This window comes from Streptomyces sp. NPDC055140, assembly GCF_053607285.1.
In genome coordinates, this window is the sequence record NZ_JBSGTG010000052.1 from 10,813 (window position 1) to 25,925 (window position 15,113).

Consider the following 15,113-nt stretch of genomic DNA (forward strand, 5'->3'; position numbering starts at 1 on the left):
GCCTTCTTTTCTACACACGGGTGGAGCTCGCACTCCTCTCGCGCCCCCTTCCGTTCGGCTAACTCAACCCACTCCCCCTCTTCGTCTCATTTTGCCCGTGGGTTCTTTTCGCTGGCTCAGCCCCAGCCACACGACATAGCATGCGGCCACTACCGATCCCTTCGCGAGGAGGCGGCAATGCCGACGACGGACGTCGTTCCGTATTCACCACGGTCCCAGGCGCCCGCCCCGCGGCTGGCTCGCGCGATCATCGTCGTGGCCCTGGTCTGTTACGCCACCATGACTGTACTGAACGTGGTGCGGACGCGGCCCACGACGAGAGAACTGGTCCTGTGCGTGGTGCTGGTACTGGCGCTGTTCGGCACACAGTTAGCCGTCTCCTCGCCGCAGGCCCGCCGGTGGCCCACCCGGCGAAAGACGCTCGTCCTGCTCCTCCAGGCGGTGCTCACGTTCGCACCGCTCGCCTGGTTCAGCATCAACTGGGGCAGCATGGAAGGGCCGTTGGCCGCCTCGCTGCTGCTGACCCTGCCGGCCCGGTTCGCCTGGCCGAGCTACGGACTGCTGATCGCGTTCATCCCCGTGTACAACGTGCTGGCCGGGGCCCCGGTCGACCTGGTGCTCTACTTCACCATCGCCAGCACCCTCACCGGCCTCGTCATCTACGGCCTGACCCGGCTCACCGACCTGGTCAGCGAGGTGCACGAGAACCGCGAGGAACTGGCCCGGATGGCCGTCGCGCAAGAACGCCTGCGGTTCGCCCGGGACCTGCACGACCTGCTCGGGTACAGCCTCTCCGCGATCACGCTCAAAGGTGAGCTGATCCAGCGTCTGATCAGCACCCGCCCGGACAAGGCCCGCCAGGAGACCGACGCGGTCCTCCACGTGGCGCGGCAGGCCCTGGCCGACGTACGGCTGGTGTCCAGCGGGTACCGCAACATGTCACTCATCGAGGAGGCGGAGTCCACGGGGACGGTGCTCTCCGCCGCCGACATCCGCGCGGAGGTCGACGTGGAGTGCGGGCGGCTGCACCCGGTGGTCGACACCGTGCTCGCCACGGCGCTGCGGGAAGGGGTCACCAACATCCTCCGGCACAGCCAGGTGCGCGTGTGCACCATCAAGGCGGAGGTTGAAGAAGAAACGGTCCGTCTCGGACTGACCAACGACCATCCGCATGAACAGCGCGACCTCCTCACCGCCCGATCGGGCGGCACGGGGCTGGACAACCTGCGCTGCCGGTTCGCCGCCATCGGCGGCGGGCTCTCCGCGGGCCTGCGGGAGGACGGCCGGTTCCACCTGGAGGTCTGGGCACCGCTCAGACCCACGGGCCACGACGAGAACGAGCTACTGGTGTTCGAGCCCACGCGCCCGGAGAGAACCGCCGTAGCCTGACACATCTCACGGGGGTAAAGATGTTGTCCGTCAGGATCCTTCTCGCCGAGGATGTCCACATGATCCAGGGCGCGCTCGTCGCGCTGCTCCAGTTGGAGCCGGATCTGCACGTCGTAGCCACCGTCGACCGCGGCGACACGATCGTCGCGGCCGCACTCGAGTCCAAGCCCGACGTCGCGGTGATCGACATCGATCTGCCCGGCATCGACGGGCTCACGGCGGCAGCCGAGCTCCATGAACGGCTGCCCAGCTGCCGCACACTGATCCTCACCTCTCTCGGGCGCCCCGGCACGCTGCGCCGCGCCCTCTCGGCGCAGGTGTCCGGCTTCCTCCTCAAGGACTCACCGCCGAGTCAACTCGCCCTGGCCGTACGGTCGGTGGCGACGGGTCGCCGGGTCGTGGACCCGCAGCTCGCGCTGTCCGCCTGGGACTCGCCGGAGAACCCGCTGTCCCCGCGCGAGCTGGAGGTCCTACGCCTCGCCGCCCGGGGCGCCGACGCCGCCGAGATCGCCGGCTGCCTTTACCTGTCCAAGGGCACGGTCCGCAACTACCTCACGGCCATCGTCGGCAAACTGGGCGCGCGCAACCGCATCGACGCCATCCGGATCGCCGAGGAGGCCGGCTGGCTGCCGTGACGGCCGCGGCCCGCGGGCCGGACCGGGCGCGCCCAGCAGCGCGTCGAACATGCCGTCGTCCAGGGTCGTCCCGACCGACAGGTCCACGAGTTCACCGAAGCCCGCGTCACAGACGGCGACGCTCAGCACGTACCCCGCCCCGGCGGGGTACGTGCCGAACTGCCACTCGCCGCCCGGTACCCGGGAGCCGTCCGGTCTGGTCAGCCGGGGTTCCCCGTCGTCGAGCGCGAAGCCGAACTCGGTGAAGCGGAACCGCAGTCCCTGCCCCAGCGCCTTGCTGTACGCCTCCTTGAGCGTCCACAGCTGCACCATGGTGTCGTTGCGCACCCCGTCATCACCCTCGTCGAGGCGCGCCTTCTCGTAGGGCGTGCACGCCTGGCTCTCCGAGCCGGTGTACGCGAGTCGCCGGTCCGCCCGTTCCACGTCCACGCCGATACGGCCGCGACGGGTGATCCCGACGACCATCATCTCCTCGGTGTGGCTCAGGCTGACATCGATCTGGTCGCAGCCGCGGACGTACGGACGCCCTCCCGGCTGGTAGGCCAGGTCCACCAGGTCGGGGGCGGTGCGCAGGACCGCCGCGGCCGAATAGCGCAGCAGCAGCCTGGAGGCCACGAACCGCTCCCGGGCGCGGGGGGGCTGGGCCAGGCTCTCGTAGCGCCGCCAGTCGCGGCCGAGGAGGCGGCGCAGCTCCCCCTCCGTCCCCTCGGCCGGCAGCCAGTCGGGCATCGACGCGTAGAGCACGACGGTGCCGGTGCGCCGCAGCTCACCGTGGATGTCGTCCCAGGGTGCGCCGGGTCCTGGCGCGGGCAACGGGCGTCCCACCCGTTCGCCCACCTCAGGCTCCGGGCAGGGCCGCGGCCAGCGGTCCGGCGTCGAGGGCGGAGATCACACCGGCCAGGTCGACGGCGTCGCTCGCCGGCCCCTGGCACACCGGGATGCAGGCGGGACCGCGCAGGCCGCCGCCCATCCGCCGCAGATACGGCGTGAGGACGGCCTGCGGGCCGATCTCCACGACGTGGGTGGGCGCCTGCTGGGCGAGCAGGCTCCGCGCGGCGTCGGCGAACCGGACCGGGGCGGTGATCTGTTCGGCCCAGTACGGGGCGTAGAGCGGCTCGGTGGTGAGGCGGCCGTACACCGTCGAGTAGAACGGCACCTGGGCGGTGCCGCCGGGCATCTTGCGCAGGACGGCCTCGAACTTGGGGACCACGGGCGCCATCAGCGGCGAGTGGAAGGCGTGCGAGACGGCCAGGTCGCGGCAGCGGATGCCGCGCTCGGCGAGGCGGGCCTCGATGCGGTGCAGCGCGGTTCGGTCGCCGGAGAGCACGATCGCCTTGGCGGCGTTGATGGCGCTGATGCCCACGTCCGGTTCCGCTGAGACCAGTTCGGCGGCCTCGTACGGGGTGATGCAGACCGCCATCATGCCGCCGCCCGGCGGCAGGTACTGCATGAAGGCGCCACGCATGGACACCAGCTTCGCGGCGTCGGCCAGCGTCAGCGCGCCGGCGATCGTGGCGGCGGCGAACTCCCCCACTCCGTGGCCCAGGACGGCCGCCGGGCGCACCCCGGCCTCCTCCAGGGTCCGGGCCAGGGCGTACTCGACGGCGAACAGGGCGGGCTGGGTGAGCGCGGTGCGGTGGATCCGCGGATCGTCGGAAAGGATCAGCTCCACCATGGACTCCTTGGTCCACGGGCGGATCGCCGCGTCGGCCTCGTCCAGGAAGGTGCGGTACCCGGTGGAGTTCAGATAGAGCCCAGAGGTCATCCCGGGGTGCTGGGAGCCCTGGCCCGTGAAGACGAACGCGGCCCTGACCTGGCCGGCGCCCCGGCCGGCGTCGCGCATCGCCAGCACGTTCGCGAGCTGACGCACGGTGGGGAACGCCCAGATGTCCTCCGGTTCGATCAGCGAGCCGAACTCCTCCTCGATGTCTCCGTAAAGGCTGAGGGCCGCCACCGAGTCGAGGCCTTCCTCGGTCAGCGGCACGCTGTCCTCCACCGGGTGGCCGAGGTAGTGGGCGACCCTCTCGGTCAGCCATTCGCGGTGCGCGACAGCGAAGTCTTCCTGGGCGCCGGGGAATTGCTCCTGCATGGGTGTGCTCCCTGTCGGGCGGGGGGTGGGGGGCGAGGTCAGGCGAGCGGCGAGGCGTAGAGGTCGTAGCTGCGGTGGTTGTGCAGCCGTGCGACGACCTCTTCGAGCACCAGCCGTTGCGAGGCGACGGGCCGGTCGGGCAGCGGCAGCCCGAGCCGTGCGACCAGCCGGTAGAGGACGGCGGTGACCCAGGCGGGGGCGGCGAGGAACGCGTCCGCCCGGCCGGCGGGCGCGGAGCGTTGTTCGCGCCACACGCCGAGGCAGGCCGCCGCCGCGAGGACCAGGGTGTACCGGTCGGCGAGGCCGAAGCTCTGCGGGCTGGACAGTGCCTCGCGGTCGCCCTCCGCGACGTTCTCGAACGCCTTCTTCAGCTCGGCGAGTTCACCGGTGAGGACCCGCGCGAGAAAACGCAGGGCCGGGCCGCCCAGGCCGTCGCCGGCGCCGTCGTCGTACCGCGGCTCCGCTGCTTCGAGGAGGTCGGTGCAGGCGACCAGGGTCGCGGCGAGCGGGTCGCCGTCACCGAGCAGCGCGGGCTGGGACAGGTCCAGCGGCGGCAGCGGCCGGTCCGGCCGGAACAGGTCCCGCGGCGGCTCGGGGTCGGCGAACCAGGCGTGCCGTGCGAAGTACGGCAGTTGGGGCAGGATGCTGACCTGCCGCCCCGCGCTGCCCGCGTGCCCCAGCGAGGTGACCGGCAGGTCGCGCCGCTGCTTCTGGAACATCGCGTACGCGCCGTCCTGGGCGAACGTCTCCTCCCCGAGCACCGACGACATCTCATCCATGCTCTCGGCCACGAGCTTCGGGGCGAGGTAGGCGGCGGCCGCCGCGTAGGCGCTCATCTGCCGGGGCAGCAGATGCAGGGCCCGGGTCGCGACCAGGGCGAGACAGTCGATGATCAGCAGGTCGAGGAAGCCGCCGGTGAGCACGTCCCGCACGTGCCGCACGTCGAGGGACGAACGGCCGTCCGCCCGGCTGCGGTTGGCGAACCGGGCCACCGTGCGCAGCGCGGTGTCGGCGCCCGCGAGCACGATGGACGGGATGAGGCCTCGGATGAGCAGGGAGGAGCGCAGCGACAGCTCGTAGCCGTCGCCGACGTTCCCGAGGACGGCGCTGTGCGGGACGAGGCAGTCGGTGATCCGCAGTCCGCCGAACTCCGCGCTGCGCATTCCGGTCGTCGTGCGGCGGGCCAGGTTCTCCACGGCGCCGGCCGGCAACTCGTCGCGGTCGAGCAGCAGGACGGTGTGGCTGCGCCCGCGCGCGGCTCCCTGCGTGCGGGCGAAGACGACCAGGCCGGTGGCGCGTGAGGCGTTGGCGACGGCGGACTTGCTGCCGTCGACGACGAGACCGTCCGGGACAGTTCTGGCGGTGAACTCGTCGCGGACGAAGTCGTTCCCGTGGGCGACCTCGTGGCGGGCCACGGCGAGGCGCCGGCCGCTCAGGAGCAGCCGGGCGGCGAGGCGGCGCTGCTCGTCGTCGCCCGCGGTCCACACCGGGGTGGCGGCGAAGAAGCAGTTGAGCCCGTAGCCGAAACCGAGGGAGGCGTCCCGGCGGAACACCGGGCGCAGGAGCCGGCCGAGCAGGTCCATCCGATCCAGCCTGCCCCCTACGTCGGCGGGCACGAACTCGGCGTTGAGGCCGAAGTCGTCGAGGACCTTCTCGGCCTCCGGCAGCACCGTGCCGGCCGCGTCGGCGGCGAGCAGGGCGGCCGCGCCGAGCGGGTTGCCAGGGTCGTCGAGGGAGCCGAACGCCAGCTCCAGGGCGTCGATCCGGACCTCTGCTGTCGTCATCGCCGCCTCCCGGCCGCCATCAGCTGTTCGACCTCGGGTTCCATCCGCTGGTGCAGCGGGGTGAGTTCGCCGCGCAGGAAGAGCCGTCGCATGGCCGCCCGCTCCACCTTGCCGCTCGTGGTGCGGCGGACCGTGCCGGGCCTCACCAGCACGACGCCGGCGGTCCGTATCTCGTACTCCTCGCTGATCCGCTGCTGGACGGCGGCCGCGAGCCCGGCGAGGTCGATGTCGTAGCGGCTGCCGGAGCGCAGTTCCTGGATGATGACGATCCGTTCCCTGACGCCGGGGAGCGCGAAGGCGGTGGCGGCGCCGAAGAGGCCGCTGACCTGCTGCGCCGTACGCTCCAGGTCCTGCGGATAGAGATTGCGTCCGGCGATGACGATCACGTCCTTGAGCCGGCCGGTGACATGGAGCAGGCCGTCCTGGAGGGCGCCGAGGTCGCCGGTGCGCAGGTAGCCGCTGCCGCCGCCGCTGATCCGGCAGTCGAACGCCGCGGCGGTCTCGGCCGGGCGGGCCCAGTAGCCGGGTCCGACGCTCTCGCCGCGGACCCAGATCTCGCCGATCCGGCCGTCGGGCACCTCGGCGCAGGTGTCCGGGTCCACGATGCGTACGTCGACGGAGGCGGGCGGGCCGCAGTGCATGACGGTGCGCCCCGGGCCGACGGGGTCGGTCAGCCGGCCGCTCTCCAGGGCGGCGGCGTCCACGGCACGCCCGGCCGGGGCCGGGACGGTTCGCGTGCCGGAGACGATGAGGGTGGCCTCGGCCAGGCCGTAGCAGGGCGTCAGGGCGCCGGGGCGCAGCCCGGCGGGGGCGAACCGTTCGGCGAACGCCTCGAGCGTCGCGGGGTCTATGGGCTCGCCCCCGTTGACCGCGGTCTCCCAGCCGGACAGGTCGAGGCCCGCGATCTGCGTGTCGTTGACGCGGCGTACGCACATCTCGTAGGCGAAGTCGGGGGCGGCGCTGACGGTCAGGCCGTACCGCGAGACGGTCTCCAGCCAGTTCGCCGGACGCTTGACGAACGCGGTCGGGGTCAGCAGGACGGCGGTGCCGCCGAGCCACAGCGCGTGCAGCAACTGGCCGACGAGGCCCATGTCGTGGTGCAGCGGCAGCCAGCCGCCGAGCCGCGTGCCGGGGCGGGTGCCGAGTGCCTCCTGGATGGCGCGCTGGTTGGCGAGCAGGCTGCGGTGGGTGACGATCACGCCGCGCGGGTCGCGGGTCGAGCCGGAGGTGTACTGGAGGTAGGCGACCGTGTCGGGGTCCGGCGCGAAGGGCTCCCAGGGCCCGGCGGCGGCCGCCGCGGCGGGGCCGTCGGCCGGCAGGCAGACCACGTCGCCGTGTCCGGTGCGGGCGAGCAGCTGGGAGACGTCGGCCGCTTCTGTGGTGGACGTGAGCACGCACGCCACAGCGGCTTCCTTCAGGATGCCGGCGAAGCGGTCGTCGTGGTGGCCGTGCCCGCCGGTCGGGGCGACGGGGACGGCGATCGCTCCCGAGTACAGGCAGGCGAGGAAGCTCGTGACGAACAGCGCGCGGGAGCGGTGGGCGATGAGCACCCGGTCCCCCGGGCCGACGTGCCGGCCGAGTACGGCCGCCAAGTGGCGTGCCTGGCCGTCCAGTTGGCCGTAGGTGATCGTCTCGGGCCGCAAGGTGCCCTCGTGCTCGGTGAGGAGGATCAACGCCTCCTGGTCCGGCGTCTCGGCCGCCCGGTCCTGGATGTGCTCCGTAAAGGTCTGGTGACCGCTCACGCCTCCCCCTCCCGTGCCGTGGCGTCGTCCCCGGGGACGGCCGACGGCCGGCTCTGCTGTCGGCGAGGCGGCGGTGTGCCCCTGGATGAGGCCTGCGCCTCGCCGGTGGATGTACGGAGAACCTGCGTTCACGGCGTGTCCCCGATGGCGCGGGGCACGTGTCCGCCGCCCTTGACGGTCCAGCCCGCGTACGCGGCCTTGGTCTCGTCGTCGGGCTCACCCGCGTGCCGCACGAGGGCAAGCAACACGGCGGTCACGGCCGCCAGCTCGGCCTCGTCGGGCAGGCCGCGGACCACAGTGATACGCATCTGGTTCACCATGAGGACACTGTGCGCGCACCCGCTAGAAGCGGGCTCGTGCCCCGGACGCGTTGGAGCCGAGGACCTGATGGTCCTCGGCTCCGGTGCGGGTGGAGTGCCGCTGGTGTCAGACGACGACGCGTTCGTACGCGACGTGCCGGCTCCGTGCCACCTCGACGTCCGCGGTGCGGCGCATCTGCTCGGCCAGCGCACGGTGACCGCTGTCCGCCAGGGCCCGCTCGCAGTCCGCGGTGTCCCGCCACCACTGGATGGCCGTGTAGACGTCGGGGCGGAGCGTCGAGCGCAGCAGATCGCTGCCGCCGAAGCCGCCGAGCCGGTCGAAGTGCTCATTGGTCTCGGCGAACAGCCGCTCGAACGAGGACGACGTGGCACCCAAGGTCCTGGCCTGGGTCAGGATGACGTTCTCCGCTCCCACGACGGCGTTCTCCTTGAGCACCCGCTCCACGCTCACGGCCTGGTCCACCTCGGTGTTGACGAGCGGGCCGAGCTTTTTGACGTGGGTCTGGAAGGTGTCGTCGTGGACGGTGTCGAGGAAGCCCCGCATCGTCCGCCAGTGCCCGAGGTGGACGTACACGTCAGGGCGTTCGACGAGCTGGACGGTCACCAGGAAGTCGAAGCCCTCACGTCTGCGCAGGTACTGGGAGTGATCCCGGAACTCGCGCTCGAACCATGCGGGGTCGCCCTTGACCTCGAACCGGTTGACCACCGTGAGCGGTGTGTCCTGACTACGACTGTGCACGCGCTTCCTCCGCGAACTGCTTGGCATGACGCAAAGTGGTGGAGCTGTTGGTCCCGAGCGCCTTGCGCACCAGAGCGCGGGCCTCGGCAAGCGTGGCGTCGGGGCCCAGCGCGGTGCGTACACCGCCCGGGTCCAGGGTCACGGTGTGCCACGACGTGGCCCGGACGCTGCCGTCACCCAGCGATTCGATCACCCAGCGTCCGGTGTGGCCGCTCATCGCGACCGGCACCCTGAGCTGCTTGTAGACGATGACCTTGCGGTCCTCGAAGCAGACGCGGACCGAGGTGGTGTTGTGCGTCGATCCGTCCGGGCTCGCGGTGTCCATGTCCATGTGCTGGATGCCGGCCTCGTCCTCGGTGAGGTCGAGGCGGGCCACGTGCGGCAGCCGCTGGGGCCACAGGTCGGCGCGGTCCAGGAAGGCGAAGACGTCGCCGGCCGCGCCGAAGACGGTCTCGGAGTCGCTGAAGGTGAAGTGGAGTTCCTCGCGCGCGTCGGCCAGTTCGGCGGTGTTCTTGAGGGCGAGGAGCTCGGCGCGGCTGTTGCCGTCGACGGCCTTCTCGATGAGTTCCTCGGCGGCCGGGTCGCCGCCCACGGCACGGTAGTCGTGCAGCAGCGTGACACGGGTGGTGCCGTCCTCCAGCTCCTGGACGCGCCACTCGCCGCCCATCTCGGCGACGGGGGCGGCTGTGACCACCTGGCGGAAGGTGATGGTGCGGGCCGCCGGGTCCAGGACCCGGCGTGAGGTCCAGGTGCGCACCTTGTCGCCGGCGACGGCCCAGATGCGCAGGAGTTGCTCGCCGCCTCCGGCGGGGGCCTCCTCGAGCACCTCGACGTGCACGGTGGGGCCGAACACCTGCGGCCACTCGGCGACATCGGCCACCAGCGCGTACACGGCGGCGGGAGACGCAGCCACGGTGATGGAGTGCTCCGTGACGTGGAGCGCTGCGGTCTCGGACGTGGTGGTGGTCGGCGCCACGGCAAATTCCCTTCGGACTGTCCGCTGCAGGGCGGATCACAAGGTTGGCATGAGGTGATCGAGCGGGACTGGAGAACCGGTGGACCCGTGGTCAACTACTGGGCCCAGTCGGGGCGTTCGAGGATGTCGAGCACGGCGCAGCCCCAGCTGTATCCGGCACCGACACTGACCAGGACGACCCGGTCTCCGGGCGCCGCGCGCCCGGAGACGGTCAGGTGGTCGAGGCCGGCGAACTGGTCGCCCGCGCCGAGGTGCCCGACCGTGCGGCTGTAGTCCCACGTGGTGCGGGCGGGGTCGATGCCGAACGGCTTGTAGTAGATGGACGTCAGGCGCCGTTTGCCGAAGTGCGGCAGTACCACCCAGTCGGCTTCGGCGAGTTCGGAGCCGGCGTCGGCCAACGCCTGCTTGATCACCGTCTGCTGGCCGCTGTGGGCCCGGGAGATCGCGTACGACATTCCGGCGCGGCCGACGAAGGCACGCTTGGCCGCCTCGAAGTCGACGGGGATGCGGTGGCCGAACGGTGCCTTGGTGAAGGGGTCGTCGCCGCGGTGCAGCGGCTCGAGGTCGGGGTCCGCGTGCAGCGCGAGCGAGACGAGGCGGGCATAGCCGCCGCGCCGGGAGAGCACCAGCGAGGTGGCGCCGTCCGCGTAGGGCGTTCCGGGGTCGGTGTTCCAGCGGTCGATGCCCGGGGCGCAGAAGCGGTCGGCGGTGGTGATGAGGGCGTCGCTGTGGCCGTGGCCGGCGGTGAGGTAGGCGCTCGCCAGGTCGAGGGCGGCGAGCCCGCCGTTGGACATCTGCCGTATCTCGACGGCCTGGCAGGTGTTGCCGAGTGCCTCGCGCTGGATGTACGAGGCGACCGGCCAGAGGTCCTGGCCCTGGTGATAGGTGTCCGCGTGCAGCAGGAGATCCACGTCGCCGCCGTGCGTGCCGGCCCGGCTCAGAGCGGTGTGTGCGGCGGCCGCGGCCATTTCGGCAGCCGACTCGTCGGGCGAGTAGGCCACCGACTCCATGCCGGTGGCCGCGGCCGTCCGGGGCGGGCAGGCCCCGGAGGCGACGGCTTCGGCGATCGTGATGCGGGTGGGAAGCCGTGTGGAGGTCCCCCGTATGTAGACGTCTTCCAGACGCACAGTCTCTCCAAGGAAGGTCAGGGGCGGATCGGTTCGACCGAGGCCATGACGCGGCGGGCGGTCGCGTCCGGGGCCTGGCCCGGCGGTTCGTCGAGCAGGACGTAGTGGACGGCGTCGAGCAGCGCGTGCCAGCTGGCCGCGGTCGTGTTCGCGCCGACGCCGACGGTGCCCCAGCGGCGGCTGCCGGCCTGGTAGGAGATGAGGACGCGGGCGTCGGCGCTGCTACCGGTCTCGCCGCTGAGCACGCGGACCCGGTAGTCGACCAGCTCCAGCCGGGACAGGGCCGGGAAGCAGGGGTCGAGAGCGGCGTGCAGCGCGGTGTCCAGAGCGTTGACCGGACCGTTGCCGTGTCCGGTCGCGGTGATGGCCCGGCCCTGGACGGACAGGTGCACGGTGGCCTCGGTGCGGACCTCGTCGCCGTGCACCCCCAAGACGCCAAGAACGCTGACGGACCACGACTCGACCTCGAACGGCTGGGTCCGCGGGGCGCCCGTCAGCTCCTCGCGCAGCAGCAGTTCGAACGAGGCGTCGGCGGACTCGAAGCTGTAGCCGGAGTTCTCCAGTTCCTTGACGCGGGTCGCGGCGCGGGCCACTTCGTCGGACCCCGCCTCGACGTCGTAGCCCAGCTCGCGCGCCTTGAGCTCGATGGAGGAGCGGCCGCCCATGTCGGAGACGAGCGTGCGCATCGCGTTGCCCACCAGTGCCGGGCGGGTGTGCTGGTAGAGGTCGGGGTCGACCCGCAGGGCCGAGGCGTGCAGTCCGGCCTTGTGCGTGAAGGCCGATTCGCCGATGTAGGGGGCGGATCCGCTGCCGGGCAGCTCGGTCAGTTCGGCGATGGCCCGGCCGGTCGCGGCCAGGCCCGCCAGCCGCTCCAGCGGGACGACCTCGCGGCCGCGCTTGAGCACGAGGTTGGCGATGACGGTGAACAGGTCCGCGTTGCCGCACCGTTCGCCGTAGCCGTGGGCGGTGCCCTGGGCCTGAACGGCGCCGGCGTCGACGGCCGCCATGGTGTTGGCGACGGCGCAGCCGGTGTCGTTGTGGCAGTGGATGCCGAGCTGTACGCCGGTCAGGGCGCGGGTCTCGGCGACGACGGCCGCCACCTCGTCGGGCAGGGAGCCGCCGTTGGTGTCGCACAGGACGACGGTCTCCGCGCCGGCCTCGGCCGCGGTACGGACGACGGCGAGGGCGTACTCGCGGTTGAGCTGATAGCCGTCGAAGTAGTGCTCCGCGTCGACGAAGACCCGCCGCCCGGCGTGCACCAGGTGGCGTACCGTGCCGCCGATCATGGAGAGGTTCTCCGCGAGGGTGGTGCGCAGCGCGTCGCGCACATGGCCCGTGTGGCTCTTGGCGACGAGCGTCACCACGGGGGTCTCGGCCGCGAGCAGGGCCCGTACCTGCGGGTCCACGGGGGCCGGTACGCCGGGCCTGCGGGTGGCTCCGAACGCGGCGAGGACGGCGTGCTTCAGGTCGAGTTCGGTGCGGGCCCTGCGGAAGAACTCGGTGTCCCTCGGTACGGCCCCGGGCCACCCGCCCTCGATGAAGCCGACCCCGAGTCCGTCGAGCTCACGTGCGACGGCGAGCTTGTCCTCGACCGTCAGCACCATGCCTTCCTGCTGGGCGCCGTCGCGCAGGGTCGTGTCGTAGAGCTGGAAGCTCTGCTCGGCCATCGCCCCTCCCTTGTCCTGTATGCGCCGGTGATACCGGCCTCCGGATGGTGAGCCCACCGTCCGGCGGCGGACCGGAGAACGGCTCGAGCGGTGATGGACCGCGCGGCGGGACCGGAGACGCCCGTCGTCAGTGGTACTGGGCGGGCGCGTGGCTGAAGCGCGGGGCCGCTGCGGCGGGGCCGCTGCCGCGTGCCTGGTGGTGCGGATGCGAGGCGGCCTCTGCGGCGCTCAGGACCGGCGTCACACACGCCTCGGTTCCCTCGAAGCGCTGATCCCAGTGGTCGCGGGTCGCGCCGACGAAGCGGTTCGCGAACTCCCGTCGCAGAGCTGGCCAGTTGCGCGGGTCGTCACGGTCGGGCAGCGCCGCCGCGTCGAGTCCGAGGCCGTGGAGCAGCGCCGCGTAGAAGCGCTCCTCGAGGGCGCCGACCGCGACGTATCCGCCGTCGGCGCACGCGTAGCAGGTGTAGAACGGGGCGCCGCCGTCGAGCAGGTTCGTGCCGCGTTCGTGCCGCCACTGTCCCGCCGACCGCATGCCGACGAGCATGCCGAGCATCGCGCCGACGCCGTCCACGATCGCCGCGTCGACGACCCGGCCGGCGCCGGTCGAACCGCGTTCGTACAGGGCCGCGAGGACACCGGCGAGCAGGAACATGGAGCCGCCCCCGAAGTCCCCCAGGAAGTTCACCGGGACGACGGGCGGGCCGCCGGACTCGCCGATCGCGTACAGGGCGCCGGTCAGGGCGAGGTAGTTGATGTCGTGTCCGGGGGCCGCGGCGAGCGGCCCGTCCTGGCCCCAGCCCGTCATCCGGGCGTACACCAGCGCCGGGTTGCGCTCGAGGCACACCTCCGGCCCGATGCCGAGCCGCTCCGCCACGCCCGGCCGGAAGCCCTCGACCAGGACGTCGGAGCTCTCCAGAAGACTCAGGAGCTCCTCGACATCGTCCGGGCTCTTCAGGTCCAGGGCGATACGGTGCCGGCCCCGGTCGAGTTCCTGGTGCCACTCTTCGAAGGAGCGCCGTCCGTCGGCCCGGTCGACCCGGATCACCTCGGCGCCGAGATCGGCCAGGATCATGCAGGCGAAGGGCACCGGCCCGATCGCCGCCAGTTCGACCACCCGCAGCCCGCTCAGCGGGCCGGTCCCGCGGGACCGGCCCTCACTTGTCGCTATGCCCATGCCGTGAGGCTAGGGAGGCGCGCCCGAACCCCTCTCGCGCCCGGCTGGAGCGCGGGCGGCGCCGACTCCACCTGTGCCCGAGCGCGCGCTGGCAGCGTGCTCCAAGAACTGCTGTCTGTCCGGTTCTTCATGAGGAAACTCCCCCAGGAGGAAGGATTCACTGTGACCACCAGTGCCACGGAGCAGGGCGCCGCAGAGGCGGAGACCAAACCCTTTCCCTACGCGCGGCAGTGCCCGTTCACGCCCCCGAAGGAGTACGAGGAGATCGTCGAGAAGGACGTCTCCCAGGTCACGCTCAGGGGATCCGGCCTGCGGATATGGACGGTCGCCGGTTACGAGACCATCCGCCGCCTGCTCACCGACCCGCGGGTCAGCGCGTCCCGCAAGCACGACAACTTCCCCTTCTACTTCATCGCTCCGCCGGAGTACCGCACCGAGACGTCGTTCATCGGATACGACGGCAAGGAGCACAGCGACACCCGCCGCAAGGCCGCTCTGACGTTCACCAGCCGGCAGGTGCGGCGGCTGCGGCCGCGCATCGAGGAGATCGTCGACGACCACCTCGACAAGCTCCTCGCGATGACGCCCGTCGTGGACTTCCACCACGCGTTCTCGCTGTCGGTGCCCATGACGGTCATCTGCGAACTCCTCGGGATCCCGCAGGACCGGCACGAGTTCTTCATCAAGCACGGCACGGCGCTGCTCGGCGGCCACAGCTCCACGGAGGAGCGGCAGGCGGCCATCGTCGAGGTGAACGAGTACGTCAACGACCTCATCCAGCTGAAGAAGCGCGAGCCCGGCGAGGATCTGCTGAGCCGCGCGATGGCCGACTACGAGGCGTCCGGCGAGGAGTACACCGACCGCGACTTGTTCAACATGGTGCGGCTGCTGATGAACGGCGGCCACGAGACCACCGCCAGCCAGATCTCGCTCGGTACCGCCTGCCTCCTGGAGAACCCCGACCAGCTGCAACTCCTGCTCTCCGACCCCTCGTTGGTCAAGCCGGCCGTCGAGGAGCTGGTGCGGTACGCCACAATCGGTGACACGGCGGTGCCCCGGGTCGCCCTGGAGGACATCGAGATCGGCGGCCAGGTCATCCGCAAGGGCGACGGCATCCTCTGCCTCGGTCTCGCGGCCAACCGTGACCCGGAGGTCTTCCCCGAGCCGGAGAAGCTCGATATCACCCGCGGCAGCCGCAAGCACCTCGGCTTCGGGCACGGCGTGCACCACTGCATCGGCGCGGACCTCGCCCGCCTGGAGCTGGAGATCGTGTGGAGCAAGCTGTTCCAGCGCATCCCCACCCTCGAACTCGCCAAGCCCTTCCTGGAGATACCCCGCAAGGAAGGGGCCGTGATCTACGGGCTGTGGGAGCTGCCCGTGAAGTGGTGAGTCCAGCAAGGCCGCGCCTGGGCCGCCGACCCCCCCGAGCCCGGGCCGCCCCCCCCCCGCAGCCCCCCCCCACCACCAAAAG

General features: G+C 71.7%; 12 protein-coding genes and 1 pseudogene. 3 read left to right on the forward strand and 10 right to left on the reverse strand.

All coding sequences use genetic code 11. The features are described 5' to 3' along the window. Positions 1-177: 177 nt before the first annotated feature. Both ACWFR4_RS44900 and ACWFR4_RS44905 read left to right on the forward strand, forming a co-directional pair. Positions 178-1,389 (forward strand): sensor histidine kinase, encoded by a 1,212-nt coding sequence (locus ACWFR4_RS44900; protein ID WP_453657304.1) that lies wholly within the window; start codon positions 178-180, stop codon positions 1,387-1,389. Between the two features lie 20 nt (positions 1,390-1,409). Continuing rightward, the gene (locus ACWFR4_RS44905; RefSeq protein ID WP_453464192.1) at positions 1,410-2,024 is read left to right on the forward strand and encodes a response regulator transcription factor; all 615 of its coding nucleotides are present in this window, start codon (positions 1,410-1,412) and stop codon (positions 2,022-2,024) included. Between the two features lie 177 nt (positions 2,025-2,201). On the opposite strand, the pseudogene ACWFR4_RS44910 reads toward ACWFR4_RS44905, so the two are convergent. The 10 genes and pseudogenes from ACWFR4_RS44910 to ACWFR4_RS44955 form a co-directional block, all read right to left on the reverse strand. Next, positions 2,202-2,753, reverse strand: a pseudogene (locus ACWFR4_RS44910) (4'-phosphopantetheinyl transferase family protein); the annotation flags it as partial. 109 nt (positions 2,754-2,862) lie between these two features. After that, positions 2,863-4,113, reverse strand: coding sequence for an acyltransferase domain-containing protein (locus tag ACWFR4_RS44915; protein ID WP_453657306.1), 1,251 nt, complete (start codon positions 4,111-4,113; stop codon positions 2,863-2,865). 38 nt (positions 4,114-4,151) lie between these two features. Next, positions 4,152-5,897: an acyl-CoA dehydrogenase gene (locus ACWFR4_RS44920; protein WP_453657308.1), complete on the reverse strand. Its 1,746-nt coding sequence runs from the start codon at positions 5,895-5,897 to the stop codon at positions 4,152-4,154. Beyond that, complete coding sequence (locus ACWFR4_RS44925; RefSeq protein ID WP_453657310.1) at positions 5,894-7,639, reverse strand: fatty acyl-AMP ligase; 1,746 nt, start codon at positions 7,637-7,639, stop codon at positions 5,894-5,896. Before ACWFR4_RS44925 ends, ACWFR4_RS44920 begins: the two co-directional genes overlap by 4 nt. Positions 7,640-7,767: 128 nt before the next feature. Continuing rightward, positions 7,768-7,947, reverse strand: coding sequence for an acyl-CoA carboxylase subunit epsilon (locus ACWFR4_RS44930; RefSeq protein WP_453464181.1), 180 nt, complete (start codon positions 7,945-7,947; stop codon positions 7,768-7,770). A 118-nt stretch (positions 7,948-8,065) separates the two neighbouring features. Beyond that, on the reverse strand, positions 8,066-8,698 hold the full coding sequence (locus ACWFR4_RS44935) for an antibiotic biosynthesis monooxygenase family protein (protein WP_453657312.1): 633 nt from the start codon (positions 8,696-8,698) through the stop codon (positions 8,066-8,068). Beyond that, positions 8,685-9,674, reverse strand: a complete 990-nt coding sequence (locus tag ACWFR4_RS44940; protein WP_453464175.1) for an aromatase/cyclase — start codon at positions 9,672-9,674, stop codon at positions 8,685-8,687. The genes ACWFR4_RS44935 and ACWFR4_RS44940 overlap by 14 nt, the downstream gene beginning before the upstream one ends. A 95-nt stretch (positions 9,675-9,769) precedes the next feature. Continuing rightward, entirely contained in the window at positions 9,770-10,801 is a 1,032-nt protein-coding gene (locus ACWFR4_RS44945; RefSeq protein WP_453657314.1) for a ketoacyl-ACP synthase III family protein, read from the reverse strand. A 17-nt stretch (positions 10,802-10,818) separates the two neighbouring features. Further along, a complete protein-coding gene (gene cimA, locus ACWFR4_RS44950) occupies positions 10,819-12,468 on the reverse strand; it encodes a citramalate synthase (protein WP_453657316.1) in 1,650 nt (549 codons plus the stop codon). 127 nt (positions 12,469-12,595) lie between these two features. After that, a complete protein-coding gene (locus tag ACWFR4_RS44955; RefSeq protein ID WP_453464166.1) occupies positions 12,596-13,642 on the reverse strand; it encodes a CaiB/BaiF CoA transferase family protein in 1,047 nt (348 codons plus the stop codon). A gap of 162 nt (positions 13,643-13,804) precedes the next feature. Between ACWFR4_RS44955 and ACWFR4_RS44960 the strand changes: the two genes are divergently transcribed. Continuing rightward, positions 13,805-15,031 carry a cytochrome P450 gene (locus ACWFR4_RS44960; RefSeq protein WP_116509084.1) on the forward strand — a complete coding sequence of 409 codons (1,227 nt, stop codon included), beginning with the start codon at positions 13,805-13,807 and terminating at the stop codon, positions 15,029-15,031. The last annotated feature ends 82 nt before the right edge of the window (positions 15,032-15,113 follow it).

Coding starts and splice junctions, on each gene's coding strand:
- cimA (WP_453657316.1), bottom strand. CDS start 12,468: ATGGCCGAGCAGAGCTTCCAGCTCTACGACACGACCCTGCGCGACGGC.
- ACWFR4_RS44905 (WP_453464192.1), top strand. CDS start 1,410: ATGTTGTCCGTCAGGATCCTTCTCGCCGAGGATGTCCACATGATCCAG.
- ACWFR4_RS44915 (WP_453657306.1), bottom strand. CDS start 4,113: ATGCAGGAGCAATTCCCCGGCGCCCAGGAAGACTTCGCTGTCGCGCAC.
- ACWFR4_RS44955 (WP_453464166.1), bottom strand. CDS start 13,642: ATGGGCATAGCGACAAGTGAGGGCCGGTCCCGCGGGACCGGCCCGCTG.
- ACWFR4_RS44920 (WP_453657308.1), bottom strand. CDS start 5,897: ATGACGACAGCAGAGGTCCGGATCGACGCCCTGGAGCTGGCGTTCGGC.
- ACWFR4_RS44930 (WP_453464181.1), bottom strand. CDS start 7,947: ATGCGTATCACTGTGGTCCGCGGCCTGCCCGACGAGGCCGAGCTGGCG.
- ACWFR4_RS44900 (WP_453657304.1), top strand. CDS start 178: ATGCCGACGACGGACGTCGTTCCGTATTCACCACGGTCCCAGGCGCCC.